General features: G+C 73.4%; 9 protein-coding genes. All 9 read left to right on the top strand.

Annotated elements, in window-relative coordinates:
* Positions 1-11 precede the first annotated feature (11 nt).
* The 9 genes from ACIRS1_RS28180 (at position 12) to ACIRS1_RS28140 (ending at position 15,131) form a co-directional block, all read left to right on the top strand.
* Complete coding sequence (locus ACIRS1_RS28180; protein ID WP_402844765.1) at positions 12-827, top strand: methyltransferase domain-containing protein; 816 nt, start codon at positions 12-14, stop codon at positions 825-827.
* 254 nt (positions 828-1,081) lie between these two features.
* Positions 1,082-2,437: a DUF4190 domain-containing protein gene (locus ACIRS1_RS28175; RefSeq protein WP_402844764.1), complete on the top strand. Its 1,356-nt coding sequence runs from the start codon at positions 1,082-1,084 to the stop codon at positions 2,435-2,437.
* 135 nt (positions 2,438-2,572) lie between these two features.
* The gene (locus tag ACIRS1_RS28170; RefSeq protein WP_360210834.1) at positions 2,573-2,782 is read left to right on the top strand and encodes an SPOR domain-containing protein; all 210 of its coding nucleotides are present in this window, start codon (positions 2,573-2,575) and stop codon (positions 2,780-2,782) included.
* A 10-nt stretch (positions 2,783-2,792) separates the two neighbouring features.
* A complete protein-coding gene (locus tag ACIRS1_RS28165; RefSeq protein WP_387904450.1) occupies positions 2,793-3,209 on the top strand; it encodes an NUDIX domain-containing protein in 417 nt (138 codons plus the stop codon).
* 201 nt (positions 3,210-3,410) lie between these two features.
* A complete protein-coding gene (locus ACIRS1_RS28160) occupies positions 3,411-6,146 on the top strand; it encodes a SpoIIE family protein phosphatase (protein ID WP_402844761.1) in 2,736 nt (911 codons plus the stop codon).
* Between the two features lie 388 nt (positions 6,147-6,534).
* Positions 6,535-9,027 (top strand): SpoIIE family protein phosphatase, encoded by a 2,493-nt coding sequence (locus tag ACIRS1_RS28155; RefSeq protein WP_360210970.1) that lies wholly within the window; start codon positions 6,535-6,537, stop codon positions 9,025-9,027.
* 84 nt (positions 9,028-9,111) lie between these two features.
* Positions 9,112-10,941, top strand: a complete 1,830-nt coding sequence (locus ACIRS1_RS28150; RefSeq protein ID WP_402844759.1) for an ABC transporter family substrate-binding protein — start codon at positions 9,112-9,114, stop codon at positions 10,939-10,941.
* A 230-nt stretch (positions 10,942-11,171) separates the two neighbouring features.
* Positions 11,172-13,076, top strand: coding sequence for a translational GTPase TypA (gene typA, locus ACIRS1_RS28145; protein ID WP_360210826.1), 1,905 nt, complete (start codon positions 11,172-11,174; stop codon positions 13,074-13,076).
* 429 nt (positions 13,077-13,505) lie between these two features.
* A complete protein-coding gene (locus ACIRS1_RS28140; RefSeq protein WP_360210824.1) occupies positions 13,506-15,131 on the top strand; it encodes an ABC transporter substrate-binding protein in 1,626 nt (541 codons plus the stop codon).
* Positions 15,132-15,215: the final 84 nt, after the last annotated feature.

The raw sequence follows: 15,215 nt of genomic DNA, 5'->3' as shown, positions 1-15,215 counted from the left end.
GGGGGGACCCCATGACCGGACAGCAGCCCGTCGTCTACACCCACGGCCACCAGGAGGCCGTGCTGCGCTCGCACCGCTCCCGGACGGCGGCCGACTCCGCCGCCTACCTGCTGCCCGAACTGCGCCCGGGGCAGGTCCTGTTGGACATCGGTTGCGGCCCCGGCACGATCACCGCCGACCTGGCCGAACTGGTCGGCCCGACCGGGCGGGTGGTGGCCGTCGACACCTCCGCCGAGGTGCTGGCGCAGGCCGCCGGGTACGTGGCCGAACGCGGCCTGGCCAACGTCGTCTTCGAGGTCGCCGACGTGCACCGGCTGCCCTTCCGGGACGGCGGGTTCGACGTCGTGCACGCCCACCAGGTGCTGCAGCACGTGGCCGACCCGGTCACCGCGCTGCGGGAGATGCGCCGGGTGTCGGCGCCGGGCGGCGTGGTCGCGGCCCGGGACGTCGACTACGCCTCGATGACCTGGTTCCCCGAGGCGCCGGCGCTGGACCGCTGGCTGGAGCTGTACGAGCGGATCGCCCGGGCCAACGGCGGCGAGCCGGACGCCGGGCGGCGGCTGCTGTCCTGGGCCCGGGCGGCGGGCTTCGCCGAGGTCGCGGCGGGCGCGAGCACCTGGACGTACGCGACGCCCGGGCAGCGGGCCTGGTGGGGCGGGATGTGGGCGGACCGGGTGACGGGCACCGCGATCGGCCGGGCGGCGGTGGAACGGGGGCTGGCGGACCGGGCCGAGCTGGAGTCGATCGCGGCCGGCTGGCGGGAGTGGACCGCCGAGGACGACGGCTGGTTCTCGATGCTGCACGGCGAGATCCTGGCGCGCGGCTGACGACGCGGCTGACTGCGTGGCCGGCGGCGCGGCCGGCCGGGCGGGTGCTCTCGCGGCCGGCGCGTGGCGGCCGTCGGCCGCCCGGTGCGCGACGGACCGGGGAAAACGTTCGCGCGGACGTTCGGAAAGATCGGATAAAGTCGCGCGTCCGCTCGACCCGGACTCCTTCGGGCCGCTCCGGCCCGCTGCCGGGGGCGGGCCGACGAGTCGCACTGTCGAGCTGATGCCCGTACCGGCGGGCCGGGGGAGTCCACGTGTCCAAGCCTGAGTCCGAGCCGCCCGTGTCGGGGCCGGAGCCCGCCGTGGTGGACCTGCGCAAGCCGGCCGACGCGGCACCCGCCCAGCCCGCCCCGCCCGTGCCCACCGCTGCCCCGGAGCCGTCCGCCCCGGAGCCGTCCGCGTCCGCCGACGCGTCCGCCGACCCGTGGGCCGCGCCCGCCGGGCCCCCCGCGCCCGCCGCGCCGTGGCCGGCCCCCCAGCCCGCGCCCGCGCCGCCCACCCGTGGCGGCTGGGCCGCGGTGCCCCCGGCCGCGCAGTCCGGCTTCCAGCCCGGCTTCGCCTACCCCCAGGCCGCCCCCGCCACCAACGGCTTCGCGGCCGCCTCCCTGGTCACCGGCCTGGTCCTGGTGGCGCCGCTGGCCCTGCTGTTCGGCATCATCGGGCTGGTCCAGATCAACCGCCGCGGCGAGCGCGGCTTCGGGATGGCGCTGACCGGCCTGGTGCTCGGCGGGGTCGGGACGGCGCTGATGTCCCTGGCCGTCGTCGGGCTGTCCGTCGACGGCCCGGACGACCGGTCGGGCCGGCCCCCGAAGGCCCCGGCCGGCTCGGTCGCCTGGGCCGCGCTCAAGTCCGGGGACTGCTACAACACCCCCGAGAACGGCAGCCGGAGGGATCCCTCGGGCGGCGACGAGACGCTGTTCTGGGTGCGCCGGGTGCCGTGCTCCGCCCTGCACCACGGCGAGGTGGCCGGGACGGCCATGATCCCCTCCCCCCACGGGCCGTCCTACCCGGGCGAGAGCCGGGTCCGCGAGGTGGCCGCCGAGCTGTGCCGCAAGGTGCTCGACGACTACGCGCTCGACCAGTGGGCCGTCCCGGACGGCATGGACGACGTCTACCTCTACCCGACCCAGGGCAACTGGAAGTCCGGCGAGCGCTACGTGACCTGCGCCTTCGAGGACCGCGGAGGGGACCACCTGGGGACGGTCCGCACCGACCGGAGCAAGCTGACCCCCGCCCAGCTGGCCTACCTGGACGCCGTCCGCGGCTTCAACGACGTCTACGGGAAGCAGCCGAAGAAGTCCGTCGCCGACGCGCCGTCCGAGTACCGGGACTGGGCCCGGCTGATGGCCCTGGCCTCGCACGCCGAGGCTACGGCGTTGGGCAAGGACTCGACCGGGTGGCCGGCCGAGGTCAAGCCGACGGTCGACCGGCTGGCCGCCGCCCAGCGGGCGGCCGCCGGCTCCTGGGACGCCGCGGCCGCCGGCGCCGACCTGGAGGGCGACGTCCGCCGGGCCAGGGCGCTGGTGACCAAGACGGTGCCGCTCAGCGTGGAGATCCGGCGCGGGCTCGGCCTGTCCACCGGCGAGCAGGTGCCCGACCTCCAGGTCTGAGCCGCCGCCCGCCCGCGGCGGATTCGGTTACCCGCCGTTAACACCGCCCGTACCCGCCGGTAGCGCGCCGTGCGTAGCCTCGCGGCGGCGGATCCCCGGCCCGACCCCCACGCCGGCCGGGGATACGCTCCCGCCATGGACGCCTTTCGGGTGATGCGCCAGGACGACAACGGCAACCGTTACCTCGTCGCCGGGGGGCTGGAACGGGCCGAGGCGGAACGGCTGGCGGCCGAGTTCGAGGCCCGCGGCCACAAGCAGCTGTACTGGGTCGAGGACGAGGCCGCGGGTGCGCCCGGGGGCGACCGGGGCCCGGGCCGGCCGGGGGCGGGCGCGCCCACGCCGTAGGGTCGGGGCCATGGACCAGGCCAGCGGAACCCCCACCGGAACCAGGATCGTCGTCGGCGGCGCGCTCATCCACCGCGGGCGGGTGCTCGCCGCCCGGCGCAGCGCGCCCGCGTCGGTGGCCGGGCGCTGGGAGTTCCCGGGCGGGAAGGCCGAGCCGGGCGAGACCGAGGCGCAGGCGCTGGAGCGGGAGCTCCTGGAGGAGCTGGGCGTCCGGGCCCGGGCGCTGCGGCGGTTGCCGGGCGCCTGGACCGTCCGGCCGGGCCTGGAGCTGCGGTTCTGGGCGGCCGAGCTGCTCGCCGGTGACCCGCGTCCGCTGGAGGACCACGACGAGCTGCGCTGGCTCGGGCCCGCCGAGCTGGAGGGCGTCGACTGGATCGACCACGACCGGGACGTCCTGCCGCACGTCGCCCGGTTGCTGGCCGGCTGACCCGACGGACCGACCGGTGCGCCCGCCCGCGTGTCGGGGTGCGACGCGCTGGGCACGGGGTAGGTCAATCGGACAAGACGACCCGCCGTCCGGGATAGCCTGGGTCCTGCTGGGTATGTCACGTTTCGGGACCATTCGTCACCATCGGTGAGCCGCCCCAGCCGGCGACGCCGATCCCGACCAGAGCCGGAGGCCCCGTCGGTGTCGAGTACCGGGAACGGCGGCGCGGGAGCACGGCGGCCGGGCGCCGCAGGGAGCGCCGCCGCCCGCGCCCGGCTGCGCCGGGGCACCCCGCAGCCCCCGGTCGGCCGCCGCCGGCGGGAGACCGGCGAGGGCCCCGACGTCCCGGGCCCCGAGCAGCCGGGCCCGGCCCTGGCCGTGCCCGACCCGGGCGTCCGGCCCGGCCTGCGCAGCCGCCCCGGCCGGCCCTTCCCCGGCGGCCCCTCGGACGCCCCGCGCGGCCCCGGCGCACCGACCGAGGGCAGCCTGCTGGACATGCTGAAGGTCGCCATCGCGATCCTGGACACCGCCGGGCGGGTGGTCCTCTGGAGCCCGGCGGCCGAGGAACTCCTCGGCTGGCCGAACGAGCTGCTGGTCGGCCGCCGGATCGAGGAGCTGATCCCCGACCAGGAGCAGGTCTCCCGGATCCGTTCCGCGGTCCAGGACACCCTGCGCAACGGCCGCTGGGCGGGCAACGCCGAACTGCGCGACCGGGACGGCGCACCCGTCGCCGTCGAGGCCCGGATCTCCCTCCTGGTGGACGGCGACGGCACCCCGTTCCTGCAGGTCAGCCTGGCCGAGGCGGCCGCCGTCCGGGCCGTCGAGCGGGACCTCGCCGTCCGCGACGCCCTGTTCGAGCAGTCCCCGCTGGGCATCGCCATCCTGGACACCGACCTGCGCTACACCGCCGTCAACCAGACCCTCGCCGAGATGAACGGCGTCGCCACCGACGACCACGTCGGCCGGACCACCGGCGAGACCCTCCCCGAACGGGCCGCCGACGAGATCACCGCCATCCAGCGCCAAGTGCTGGCCACCGGCGAGCCCGTCATCGACGTCACCCTCGCCTCCCCGGTCACCGCCCGCTCGGGCTACCGCTCGATCTCCTACAGCCGGATGACCGACCGCGCCGGCCGGGTGCTCGGCATCTCCGGCACCGTGATGGACGTGACCGAGCGCTACCGGGCCGTCGCCAAGGTCGAGCACGCCCGGCGCCGGCTCTCGCTTCTCAACGAGTTCGGCTCCCGGGTCGGCGACCTGCTCGACGCCTCCCGGATCGCCCAGGAACTCGCCAGCTCCGTCGTCCCCCGCCTCACCGACCACTCCGCGGTGATCCTGCTGCAGGCCGTCGCGCACGGTGACGACCTGCCCCGACACGGCCACGACCGGCGCACCTCGCTGCTCCAGCTCGGCACCGCCTCCGTCCAGGACGGCCCCGAGGTCGAGGTCATGCTCCGCCGCGGCGCCCGGATCACCTTCGCCGAGGACTCCGCCTGCGGGCGGGTGCTGCGCACCGGCGTCCCCGAGCTGCTCTCCGGAGCCGACCAGCTCGACGACGTCACCTACCCGGGCGATCCGAAGATGCAGGCCGCGCACGACCTGGGCGTGCACTCGATGCTGGTCGTGCCGCTGCGCGCCCGCGGCATCGTGATCGGCCTGCTGCTGGTCAGCCGGGCCGGCTACCGCGAGGGCTTCGACCGGGACGACCTGGCCTTCACCGTCGAGCTGGCCGACCGGGCCGGCAGCTCGCTCGACAACGCCCGCCTCTACGCCCGCGAGCGCACCGCCGCGCTCACCCTCCAGCGCACCCTGCTCCCGCAGCAGGTCCCGCAGCCCACCGGCGTCGAGGTCGCCTACCGGTACGTCCCCGGCAGCAGCGGCACCGAGGTCGGCGGCGACTGGTTCGACGTCATCCCGCTGCCCGGCGACCGCACCGCCCTGGTGGTCGGCGACGTGATGGGCCACGGCCTGCGGGCCGCGGCCACCATGGGCCGGCTGCGCACCGCCGTCCGGGTGCTGGCCGCCCTCGACCTGCCGCCGGACGTCCTGCTGCGGCACGTCCACGAGCTGGCCGACGACCTGGCCCAGGGGCCGGACGAGGCCCTGCTCGCCACCTGCGTCTACGCCGTGTTCGACCCGGGGACGGCCAGGCTCACCGTCGCCAAGGCCGGACACATCCCGCCCGTCCTGGTGGTGCCGGGCGAGGAGGGCGAGGAACCGACCCGGACCGGCGGCCCGCTGCCCGGCGGCACCGGACGGATCCTCGACCTGCCCTCCGGCGCCCCGCTCGGCGTCGGCGGCGTCCCGTTCGAGTCCGTCGAGCTGAAGATCCCCGAGGGCAGCCTGCTCGCCCTCTGCACCGACGGCCTCGTCGAGTCCCGGGACAAGGACCTCGACGTGGGCCTCGGCCGGCTGGTCACCGTCCTCCAGGCCCCGCACGCCTCCATCCAGGCCGCCTGCGAGGCGGTGCTGGACACCATGGAACAGGGCCGCGAGCCCGACGACGTGGCGCTGCTGCTCGCCCGCCTCGGCCACGGACAGGCCGGCACCCCGACCGCGGGCTGGACCCTGCCGGCCGAGCCCACCGCCGTCTCCCGGGCCCGCCGGCTGGTGCGCTCCACCCTCGCGGAGTGGGGCGTCGAGCAGCTCACCGACGTCGCCGAGCTGCTGGTCAGCGAGCTGGTCACGAACGCCGTCCGGTACGCCAGCGCCCCCATCGGGGTGCGCCTGACCCTCGGCGAGACGCTGCTGGTCGAGATCTCCGACCCGCTGCCCGACCCGCCCCGGGAGCGCCACGCGGCCGAGGCCGACGAGGGCGGCCGGGGCCTGGAGCTGGTCCGCCGGCTGGCCCTGCGCTGGGGCGCCCGGGCCGAGGGGATCGGCAAGGTCGTCTGGTTCGAGCAGGCGCTGCCGGGTAATGAGCCCGACGGGTCGTGAGCGGGGCGCGGCGAGCGGACCACCGAGGGTGCGCGAGCCGGGCCGGAGACGAGGAGAACAGTGCGGCACGTGCCGGTAGGCGGCCGGGGGGAGCGCGCGCTCCGGAAGGGGGCGCGGGCGTGGCATTGTGGTTGCGCGGGCGGTAGGACAAAAACCTTCGCCCGATCTGATGTTGTGATGTTGAGGGCGTGTGAACGTACCCCTCGATGATGAATACTCGGTCTTCTCGACATCCGGACGGTCGCGGGTTGGAGGGGTCGGTCCGTTGAACAGCACCCCGGCGCGGAACGCGCCGAGCAGCAGCGGTCATGCCGCCGTGCCCGGGCAGGTCGGCGCACCACAGCTGCCCGTGCGCGCCGCCCAGGCGGGCGGCGACGGCGCGAGCCGCATCCGCACCGGCCGCCCGGCGGCCGACGGCCACCCGTGGGGTGCCGGCGACCCGGGCTCGATCTACGACTACATCCGGGTCGCCACCTTCGCGATCGGCCCCGACGGGCGGATCAGCCAGTGGAGCGAGCGCGCCGCCGAGTTCTTCGGCGTCCCCGCCCCGGACGCCGTCGGCGCCGACCCGATCACCACCTTCGTCCCCCGCGAACTCTGGCAGCGCGGCCGCGCCCGGCTGGAGCGCACCCTGGCCGGCGAGGAGTGGGTCGGCACCACCCCCTACCGGGACGCCGCCGGCGGCGAGGGCCTCGCCGAGCTCTACCTGATGCCCGACAGCGCCCTGCCCACCGCCGGGGCCACCTGCCTCGCCGTCGACCTCGGCCGGCTGCGCCGCATCGAGACCGACCTCGCCGCCTCCGAGGCCGTCTTCGGACAGACGCCCACCGGCTTCATCCTGTTCGACGACCGGCTGCGCCTGCAGCGGGTCAACGACGCCTTCGCCTCCGGCATGGGCCTGGCCCCCACCGACCTCGAGGGCCTCACCCCGCACGACCTCTTCCCGCCCTCCGAGGCCGACCGGCTCACCGCCGCCCTGCGCAAGGTCCTCGCCACCGGCGAACCCGTCTTCGACCTGCGCTTCCACGGCGCCGTCCCCACCCGCGAGGGCAACCGGCTCTGGGCCGTCTCGCTGTACCGGCTCAACGGCACCGCCGGACAGCCCATCGGCGTCGCCGGGCAGGTCTCCGACGTCACCAGCCGGCACGTCGCCGAGCGCGAGGCCGACGGCGTGCGCCGCAACCTCGCCCTGCTCAACGAGGCCAGCGCGCACATCGGCTCCACCCTCGACCTGGAGACCACCGCCAAGGAACTGCTCGACGTCGTCGTCCCGCCGTTCTGCGACCTCGCCACCGTCGACCTCTACACCGCACTGCTCTCCGGCGAGACCGTCCCCAGCGCCGGCCGCCTGGGCGACACCGTGCTCACCGACGGCAGCGGCGAACTGCGCCGGGTCGCCGTCTCCAGCGTCGTCGGCGGAGCCTCCTCCGTCCTCGGCTCGGTCACCGGCCTGCCCATCGCCGAAGCCGGCGGGACCCTCTGTTACCCGCGCCGCTCCCCGCACGCCAGGGCGCTGCGCACCGGCCGCAGCGTCATCCCCGAGCCCGGCCCCGACCCGCTGCTGCGCTCCACGCTGATCGTCCCGCTGGTCGCCCGCGACCAGGTGCTCGGACTCGTCCAGCTGTCCCGCGCCATCGGCAGCGAGCCCTTCGACGCGCGCGACGTCGCCATCGCCGAGGAACTCGTCGCCCGCGCCGCCGTCTGCATCGACAACGCCCGGCTCTACCGCCGCGAGCACGAGCGCGCCCTGATCCTCCAGCGCAGCCTGCTGCCCCCGGGCAACCCGGCCGCCAGCGGCCTGGAGATCGCCTGCCGCTACCTGCCCAGCAACAACAACACCGAGGTCGGCGGCGACTGGTTCGACGTCATCCCGCTGCCCGGCAACCGCACCGCCCTCGTCATCGGCGACGTCATGGGCCGCGGCCTGCGCGCGGCCGTCGCCATGGGGCAGCTGCGCACCGCCGTCCGCACCCTCGCCATGCTCGACCTCGACCCCGCCGAGGTGCTCGGCGCCCTCGACGAGATCGCCCGCGGCCTCGGCGACGACTCCGCGCCCGCCAGCCCGCCCACCCAGTACGGCCGGCTCACCTCCACGGCCGACGAGGAGGCCCGCGAGGTCTACCTGGCCACCTGCGTCTACGCGGTCTACGACGCCGTCACCCGGCGCTGCGTCTTCGCCAACGCCGGCCACCTGCCGCCCGTCCTGCTCAGCCCCGGCGAACCCGCCCGGATGCTCGACGTACCGCCCGGCCTGCCGCTCGGCGTCGGCGGCGAGCCCTTCGAGGAGGTCGAGCTGACCCTCCCCGACGGCGCCGTCCTCGGCCTCTACACCGACGGCCTGGTGGAGAGCCGCAAGCACCAGCTGGACGAGGGCCTGCGCGCCTTCCGCACCGCGCTCTCCGCCGAGGGCCGGAGCCTGGAGAACCTCTGCGACCACGTCCTCGGCGAGCTCAACCCGCACCACGGTGAGGACGACATCGCCCTGCTGATGGCCAAGGTGCACGCCTTCCCCGAGGACGCCGTCGGCAACTGGTTCCTGCCGCCCGAGCCGACCTCCGTCGCCAAGGCCCGCGAACTGGCCTGCAGCTGGCTGCTCGCCCGCGGCCTGGACGAGCTCGTCGACACCACCGAACTGCTGGTCAGCGAACTCGTCACCAACGCGCTCAAGCACGGCCGGGGCGAGATCCGGTTGCGACTGCTGCGCGAGCGCAGCATGGTCTGCGAGGTCTGGGACGACGGCTACGCCCAGCCCCGGCAGCGGCGCGCCCAGGAGACCGACGAGGGCGGGCGCGGCCTGCAGCTGGTCAGCCTGCTGGCCGAGCGCTGGGGCAGCCGGCGCACGCCCAAGGGCAAGATCGTCTGGTTCGAGCTGGGGCTGTAGCGGGATCGGCCGTCCGGGTGCAGTCGCCCGGCGGCCGCCGTGTCGGCCCCGGGCGGGGCGCCCGGTCGGCGTTCCATGGCCGCCATGCGCGTCCGCCAGCTCATCGCCGCAGCCGCCGCGCTGCTGCTCGCCGCCGTCCTCGGTGGCTGCTCCGAGGACCAGGCCCCGGCCCGCACCCCGGCCCCCGCCCCCGCACCCGCCTCGGCCGACCCGACCACCAGCACCGGGGACGTCCGGCCCGCCGACCGCACCGACGTGCGGGACGGCGGCACGCTGCGCTGGGCCGTCGACGGCGTCCCGGCCACCCTCGACGTCTACCAGGACGCCGCGACCGCCGATTCGGCGCTGCTCGCCCACGCCCTCTACCCCTCGCTGTTCCGGCCCGACGAGCACGGCCGGCTCGTCCCCGACCCGGACTACCTGGAGGGCGCCGAGTCCACCCCGCCCGGGCGGCTGCCCCAGGTCGTCACCTACCGGCTCAACCGGCACGCCGTCTGGAGCGACGGCACCCCGCTCTCCGCCGCCGACCTCACCGCGCAGCGGGCCGCCCTCTCCGGCCTCGACCCCGCCTACCGGGGCGCCCACCCGGCCGGGTACGACGCCATCGACTCGATCACCGCGGGCGCCGACCCGCACGAGGTCAGGGTCACCTTCCGGCGGCCCTGCGCCGAGTGGCGCGCCCTGTTCGGCCCGCTCTACCCGGCCGCCGAGACCGCCACCGCGGACGCCTTCAACCGGCCGCTGACGGGCGGGCCCCACCCGACCGCCGGTCCGTACGCGGTGTCCCGCTACGACGCCGCCGGCGGGACGGTCACCGTCGTCCGCAACCCGCTGTGGTGGGGCGACCGGCCGAAGACCGACCGGATCGACTTCCTGGCCACGCCGCCCGAGCGGCGCCTCGACGCCCTCGACCAGGACCGGCTGGACATCGCCCCGCTCACCACCGCGGTCGACCGGGCGGCGCCCGCGCCCGCCACCGCCCCGGCCGGGCTCACCCCCGTACCCGTCCCCGGCGCGGTGCCGCCCGCCCCCGTGCCGCCCGCCGCCGCACCGGAGGCGGCGGCGGGGGCCCTGCGGCGGGCCGAGGCGCTGCCCGGCGTCACCGTCCACCGGGCCGCCGCCGCCTCGCTCACCCAGCTCACCCTCAACGCCGCCCGCGCCCCGCTCACCGACCCGGCCCTGCGCCGCGCCCTCGTCCGCGCCGTCGACCGTCGGCGGATCGCCGAGGCGGCACTCGGCCCGCTCGGCCTGCCCGCCGCCCCGCTCGGCAGCCACCTGCTCGCCGGCGACCAGGACGGCTACCGCGACAACAGCGCGGCCGCCGGCCCCGACGCCGCCGCCCGGCTGCTCGACCGGGCCGGCTGGAAGCGCCCCGGCGCCGGCCGCACCCGGGTCAAGGACGGCCGGGAGCTCGCCCTCACCCTGCTCGTCCCGGCCGGCTCCGCGACCGCCGGGCGCACCGCCGCGGCGCTCACCGCCGACCTCGCCGAGTCCGGCGTGGCGGTGCGGGCGGTCACCGCGCCCGCCGACACCTTCGTCCGGGACCACCTCGCCGCCGGGGACTACGACCTCGCCCTGTTCTCCTGGCCGGCCGGCGCCAGCCCCGCGGGCGAGCAGCGGCCCGCCTACGCCAAGCCCCGGCCCGACGCCGACGGCGCCCTCGACCCCGGCGGCAACTACGGCCGTAGCGGCACCGAGGAGATCGACCGGCTCTTCGACCGCGCCGCCGCCGAACTCGATCCCGCCGCCCGCCTCGACCTCCTCCAGGAGGCGGACGTCCGGATCTGGCAGCTCGGGCACTCGGTGCCCCTCTACCAGCGGCCCGAGCTGGTCGGCGTCCGCACGGACCTCGCCGGCGCCGGCGCCTGGGGCTTCGCCTGGCCGCGCTTCCAGGACATCGGCCGGAACGCCTAGGACGGGGCCCCGGACGTGATCCAGCTGTGATCTTGATCCCGCCCGACCTGGTCGTTTCTGCTCACCTGGGCGGTTCCCCGTACGATAGGAGGAAGCCGAGGCATGTCCATATGCCCGGCGGGTGGACCGGTAGTAGCAGGCGGAACGGGCGGCGGCGATCAACAGGGATCGCAGGTCGGCGTCTCGCGGCCGGGCGCCGCAACCCACGATTCCGGGAGAATCAGCTAGGCATGCCCACGCGCAACGACATCCGCAACGTCGCCATCGTCGCCCACGTCGACCACGGCAAGACCACCCTGGTCGACGCCATGCTGAAGCAGGCCGGCGCCTTCGCCGCCCACCAGCAGCTGGACGACCGGATGATGGACTCGAACGACCTGGAGCGCGAGAAGGGCATCACCATTCTCGCGAAGAACACCGCCGTCAAGTACCACCCCAAGGACGGTGGCGCGCCGATCACCATCAACATCATCGACACCCCGGGCCACGCCGACTTCGGTGGCGAGGTCGAGCGCGGTCTGTCGATGGTGGACGCGGTCGTCCTGCTGGTCGACGCCTCCGAGGGTCCGCTGCCGCAGACCCGCTTCGTGCTCCGCAAGGCGCTCACCGCGCGCCTGCCCGTCATCCTCTGCATCAACAAGACGGACCGCCCGGACTCCCGGATCGACGAGGTCATCAACGAGACCTACGACCTGTTCCTGGACCTGGACGCGGACGAGGACCAGATCGAGTTCCCGATCGTCTACGCCTGCGCCCGTGACGGCGTCGCCTCGCTGACCAAGCCGGAGAACGGCACCGTCCCGGCCGACAGCACCAGCCTGGAGCCGTTCTTCTCCACCCTGCTGGAGCACGTCCCCGCGCCGACGTACGAGGAGGACGCGCCGCTGCAGGCCCACGTCACCAACCTCGACGCCGACAACTTCCTCGGCCGCATCGCGCTGCTGCGCGTCGAGCAGGGCGAGCTGCGCAAGGGCCAGACCGTGGCCTGGATCAAGCGCGACGGCTCGATCCAGAACGTCCGCATCTCCGAGCTGCTGATGACCGAGGCGCTCACCCGCAAGCCGGCCGAGGTGGCGGGCCCGGGTGACATCTGCGCCGTCGCCGGCATCTCCGAGATCATGATCGGCGAGACCCTCGCCGACACCGAGAACCCGATCGCCCTGCCGCTGATCACGGTGGACGAGCCGGCCATCTCGATGACCATCGGCACCAACACCTCGCCGCTGGTCGGCCGCGGCGGCAGCGGCAAGGGCGCGGACGCCAAGTCCGGCGCCAAGGTGGACCGCAAGGTCACCGCCCGCCAGGTGAAGGACCGCCTGGACCGCGAGCTGATCGGTAACGTGTCGCTGCGCGTGCTGGACACCGAGCGCCCGGACGCCTGGGAGGTGCAGGGCCGCGGTGAGCTGGCGCTGGCCATCCTGATCGAGACCATGCGCCGCGAGGGCTTCGAGCTGACCGTCGGCAAGCCGCAGGTGGTCACCAAGGAGGTCAACGGCAAGACCCACGAGCCGGTCGAGCGACTGACCGTGGACGTGCCGGAGGAGCACATGGGGGCGGTCACGCAGCTCATGGGCGTCCGCAAGGGCCGGATGGACAACATGTCCAACCACGGCTCGGGCTGGGTCCGGATGGAGTTCGTGGTGCCGTCCCGCGGCCTGATCGGCTTCCGCACCGAGTTCCTGACCAGCACCCGCGGCACCGGCATCGCGCACTCGATCCACGAGGGCCACGAGCCGTGGTTCGGCCAGCTGTCCACCCGCAACAACGGCTCGCTGGTCGCCGACCGCGCCGGTGTGGTGACCGCCTTCGCGATGACCAACCTGCAGGAGCGCGGCGTGCTCTTCTGCGAGCCGGGCACCGAGGTGTACGAGGGCATGATCGTCGGTGAGAACTCGCGCTCCGACGACATGGACGTGAACATCACCAAGGAGAAGAAGCTCACCAACATGCGGTCGTCGAACGCCGACGTCGCCGAGTCGATCGTCCCGCCGCGCAAGCTCTCGCTGGAGCAGTCGCTGGAGTTCTGCCGCGAGGACGAGTGCATCGAGGTGACCCCGGAGACGGTTCGCATCCGTAAGGTCGTGCTGGACCAGAAGGACCGCGGGCGCACCGCTTCGCGCGCCAAGAAGGCGTGATCAGGTCGTCCTGAACGGCCTTTGGCCGAAAGTTCGCCCCCCTTTCCGATGGAGAGGGGGGCGAACTTTTTCAACTACCGCAAGTTGTCGACGCGCGTATAAACGGAATATCGCTTACCACAGCCGGGTGTCCGCTGAGCGAACACGACACTCCGTCATGCATGACGACTGTCCGTTTGGTACCTGTCTGACTATGTCTCTTATGTCCGGTTTTCGAAACTTACCGACCGTTCATGTGACCTAATTGAGATCGGCATTGGTCACTTTCGTGTCCGTGCGTGACGGATAGTGGAGCCAGTCAGGCTCGGGTCAAGGGTTAACGCGCAGGGGTGCGCGCCGAAACCACGAGCGCGGACGGCACAGCGGATCCGGTATCAACCTTCCGCGGTGCTCTCCTCGTTGGATAGTCGATTTCAGGAGGCATCCCCCATGCGCGGTGCAACCACGACCAAGTGGGTTGTCGCGGCTACCGCGATCGCCCTTGCGGCGACCGCTTGCAGCACGAGCTCGAAGAGCAGCGACAAGGCCGCGTCCGGCGGCGGCAGCATCGCCGTCCAGCTCGGTGAGCCGCAGAAGGGTCTGATCCCGCAGAACACCGCCGAGTCCGAGGGCAACCAGGTCCTCTACGCGCTGTTCACCGGTCTGGTCGACTACGACAAGAAGACCAACGCCCCGCGCCTGCAGGTGGCCGAGTCGATCGAGACCACGGACTCCAAGGTCTGGACGATCAAGCTCAAGGACGGCTACACCTTCCACAACGGTGAGAAGGTCACCTCCAAGTCCTTCGTGAAGGCCTGGAACTGGGGCGCCAACCAGGACAACGCCGCCGAGGGCATGCCGTTCTTCGACAAGATCGAGGGCTCCGAGCAGCTGGCCCCGGGCAAGGACAAGAAGCCCACCGCCACCGAGCTGTCGGGCCTGAAGGTCGTCGACGACAAGACCTTCACCGTCACCCTGAAGAACCCGTTCTCCCAGTTCAAGACCATGCTGGGCTACAGCGCGTTCTACCCGCTGCCCGACGCGTTCTTCGCCGACCCGAAGGCCTTCGGCGAGAACCCGATCGGTGACGGCCCGTTCCAGATGGACGGCGCCTGGGAGCACAACAAGCAGATCAAGATCAAGCGATTCGACAACTACGGCGGCACCAAGGCCAAGCTGCAGAACGTCACGTTCAAGATCTACGACAACCTGGACACCGCGTACAACGACCTGCGCGCCGACAACATCCAGGCCACCAACAAGCTCCCGATCTCCGCCATGTCCTCCGTGGCCAGCGAGTTCGGTGACCGCTACATCAACAAGCCGGAGTCGGGCGTCGGTTACATCGGCTTCCCGATCGCCTACAACCCGGCCTACGCCAAGCCCGAGATCCGCAAGGCGATCTCGATGGCGATCGACCGGGACCAGATCACCAAGACGATCTTCGCCGGCACCCGCGTCCCGGCCTCGGACTTCATCAGCCCGCTGATCAACGGCTACCGCAAGGACGCCTGCGGCGACGCCTGCAAGTACGACCCGGCGAAGGCCAAGGACCTCTTCACCCAGGCCGGCGGTCTGCCGAACAACACCCTGGAGCTCGGCTACAACGCCGACGGCGGCCACAAGGAGTGGATCGAGGCCGTCGGCAACCAGCTGAAGAAGAACCTCGGCGTCGAGGTCACCTTCAAGCCGTTCGAGAAGTTCGGCAAGATCCTGGACGCGCTGCAGGCCAAGCAGTACCAGGGCGCCTTCCGCATGGCGTGGCAGATGGACTACCCGTCGATCGAGAACTACCTCCGTCCGATCTTCTCGAAGGTCGCGATCGAGAGCGGCTCGAACTACGGCGGCTACGTCAACGAGGACTTCGAGAACCTGCTGAACCAGGCCGACCAGGCGAAGACCGAGGACGAGGGCATCAAGCTCTACCAGCAGGCCGACGACATCCTCATCAAGGAGATGCCGTACATCCCGGTCTACAGCTACCAGGCCTCGGCGGCGTACACGAAGAAGATCAAGAACTTCGACACCGACGCCCAGTCGCGTTACAACCTGGCCGAAGTCGAGCTGGCCGGCTGATCCGGTAGTCAGACGAATGGGGGCGGGTGGACCGGACCACAGTCCGGCTCTGCCCGCCTCCCTTCCTTGTCCGAAAGTATGGAG

Source organism: Kitasatospora sp. NPDC101176, assembly GCF_044768035.1.
In the GTDB taxonomy this organism is placed as follows: Bacteria; Actinomycetota; Actinomycetes; order Streptomycetales; family Streptomycetaceae; genus Kitasatospora.
This window is presented reverse-complemented; position numbering and strand designations above follow the sequence as displayed.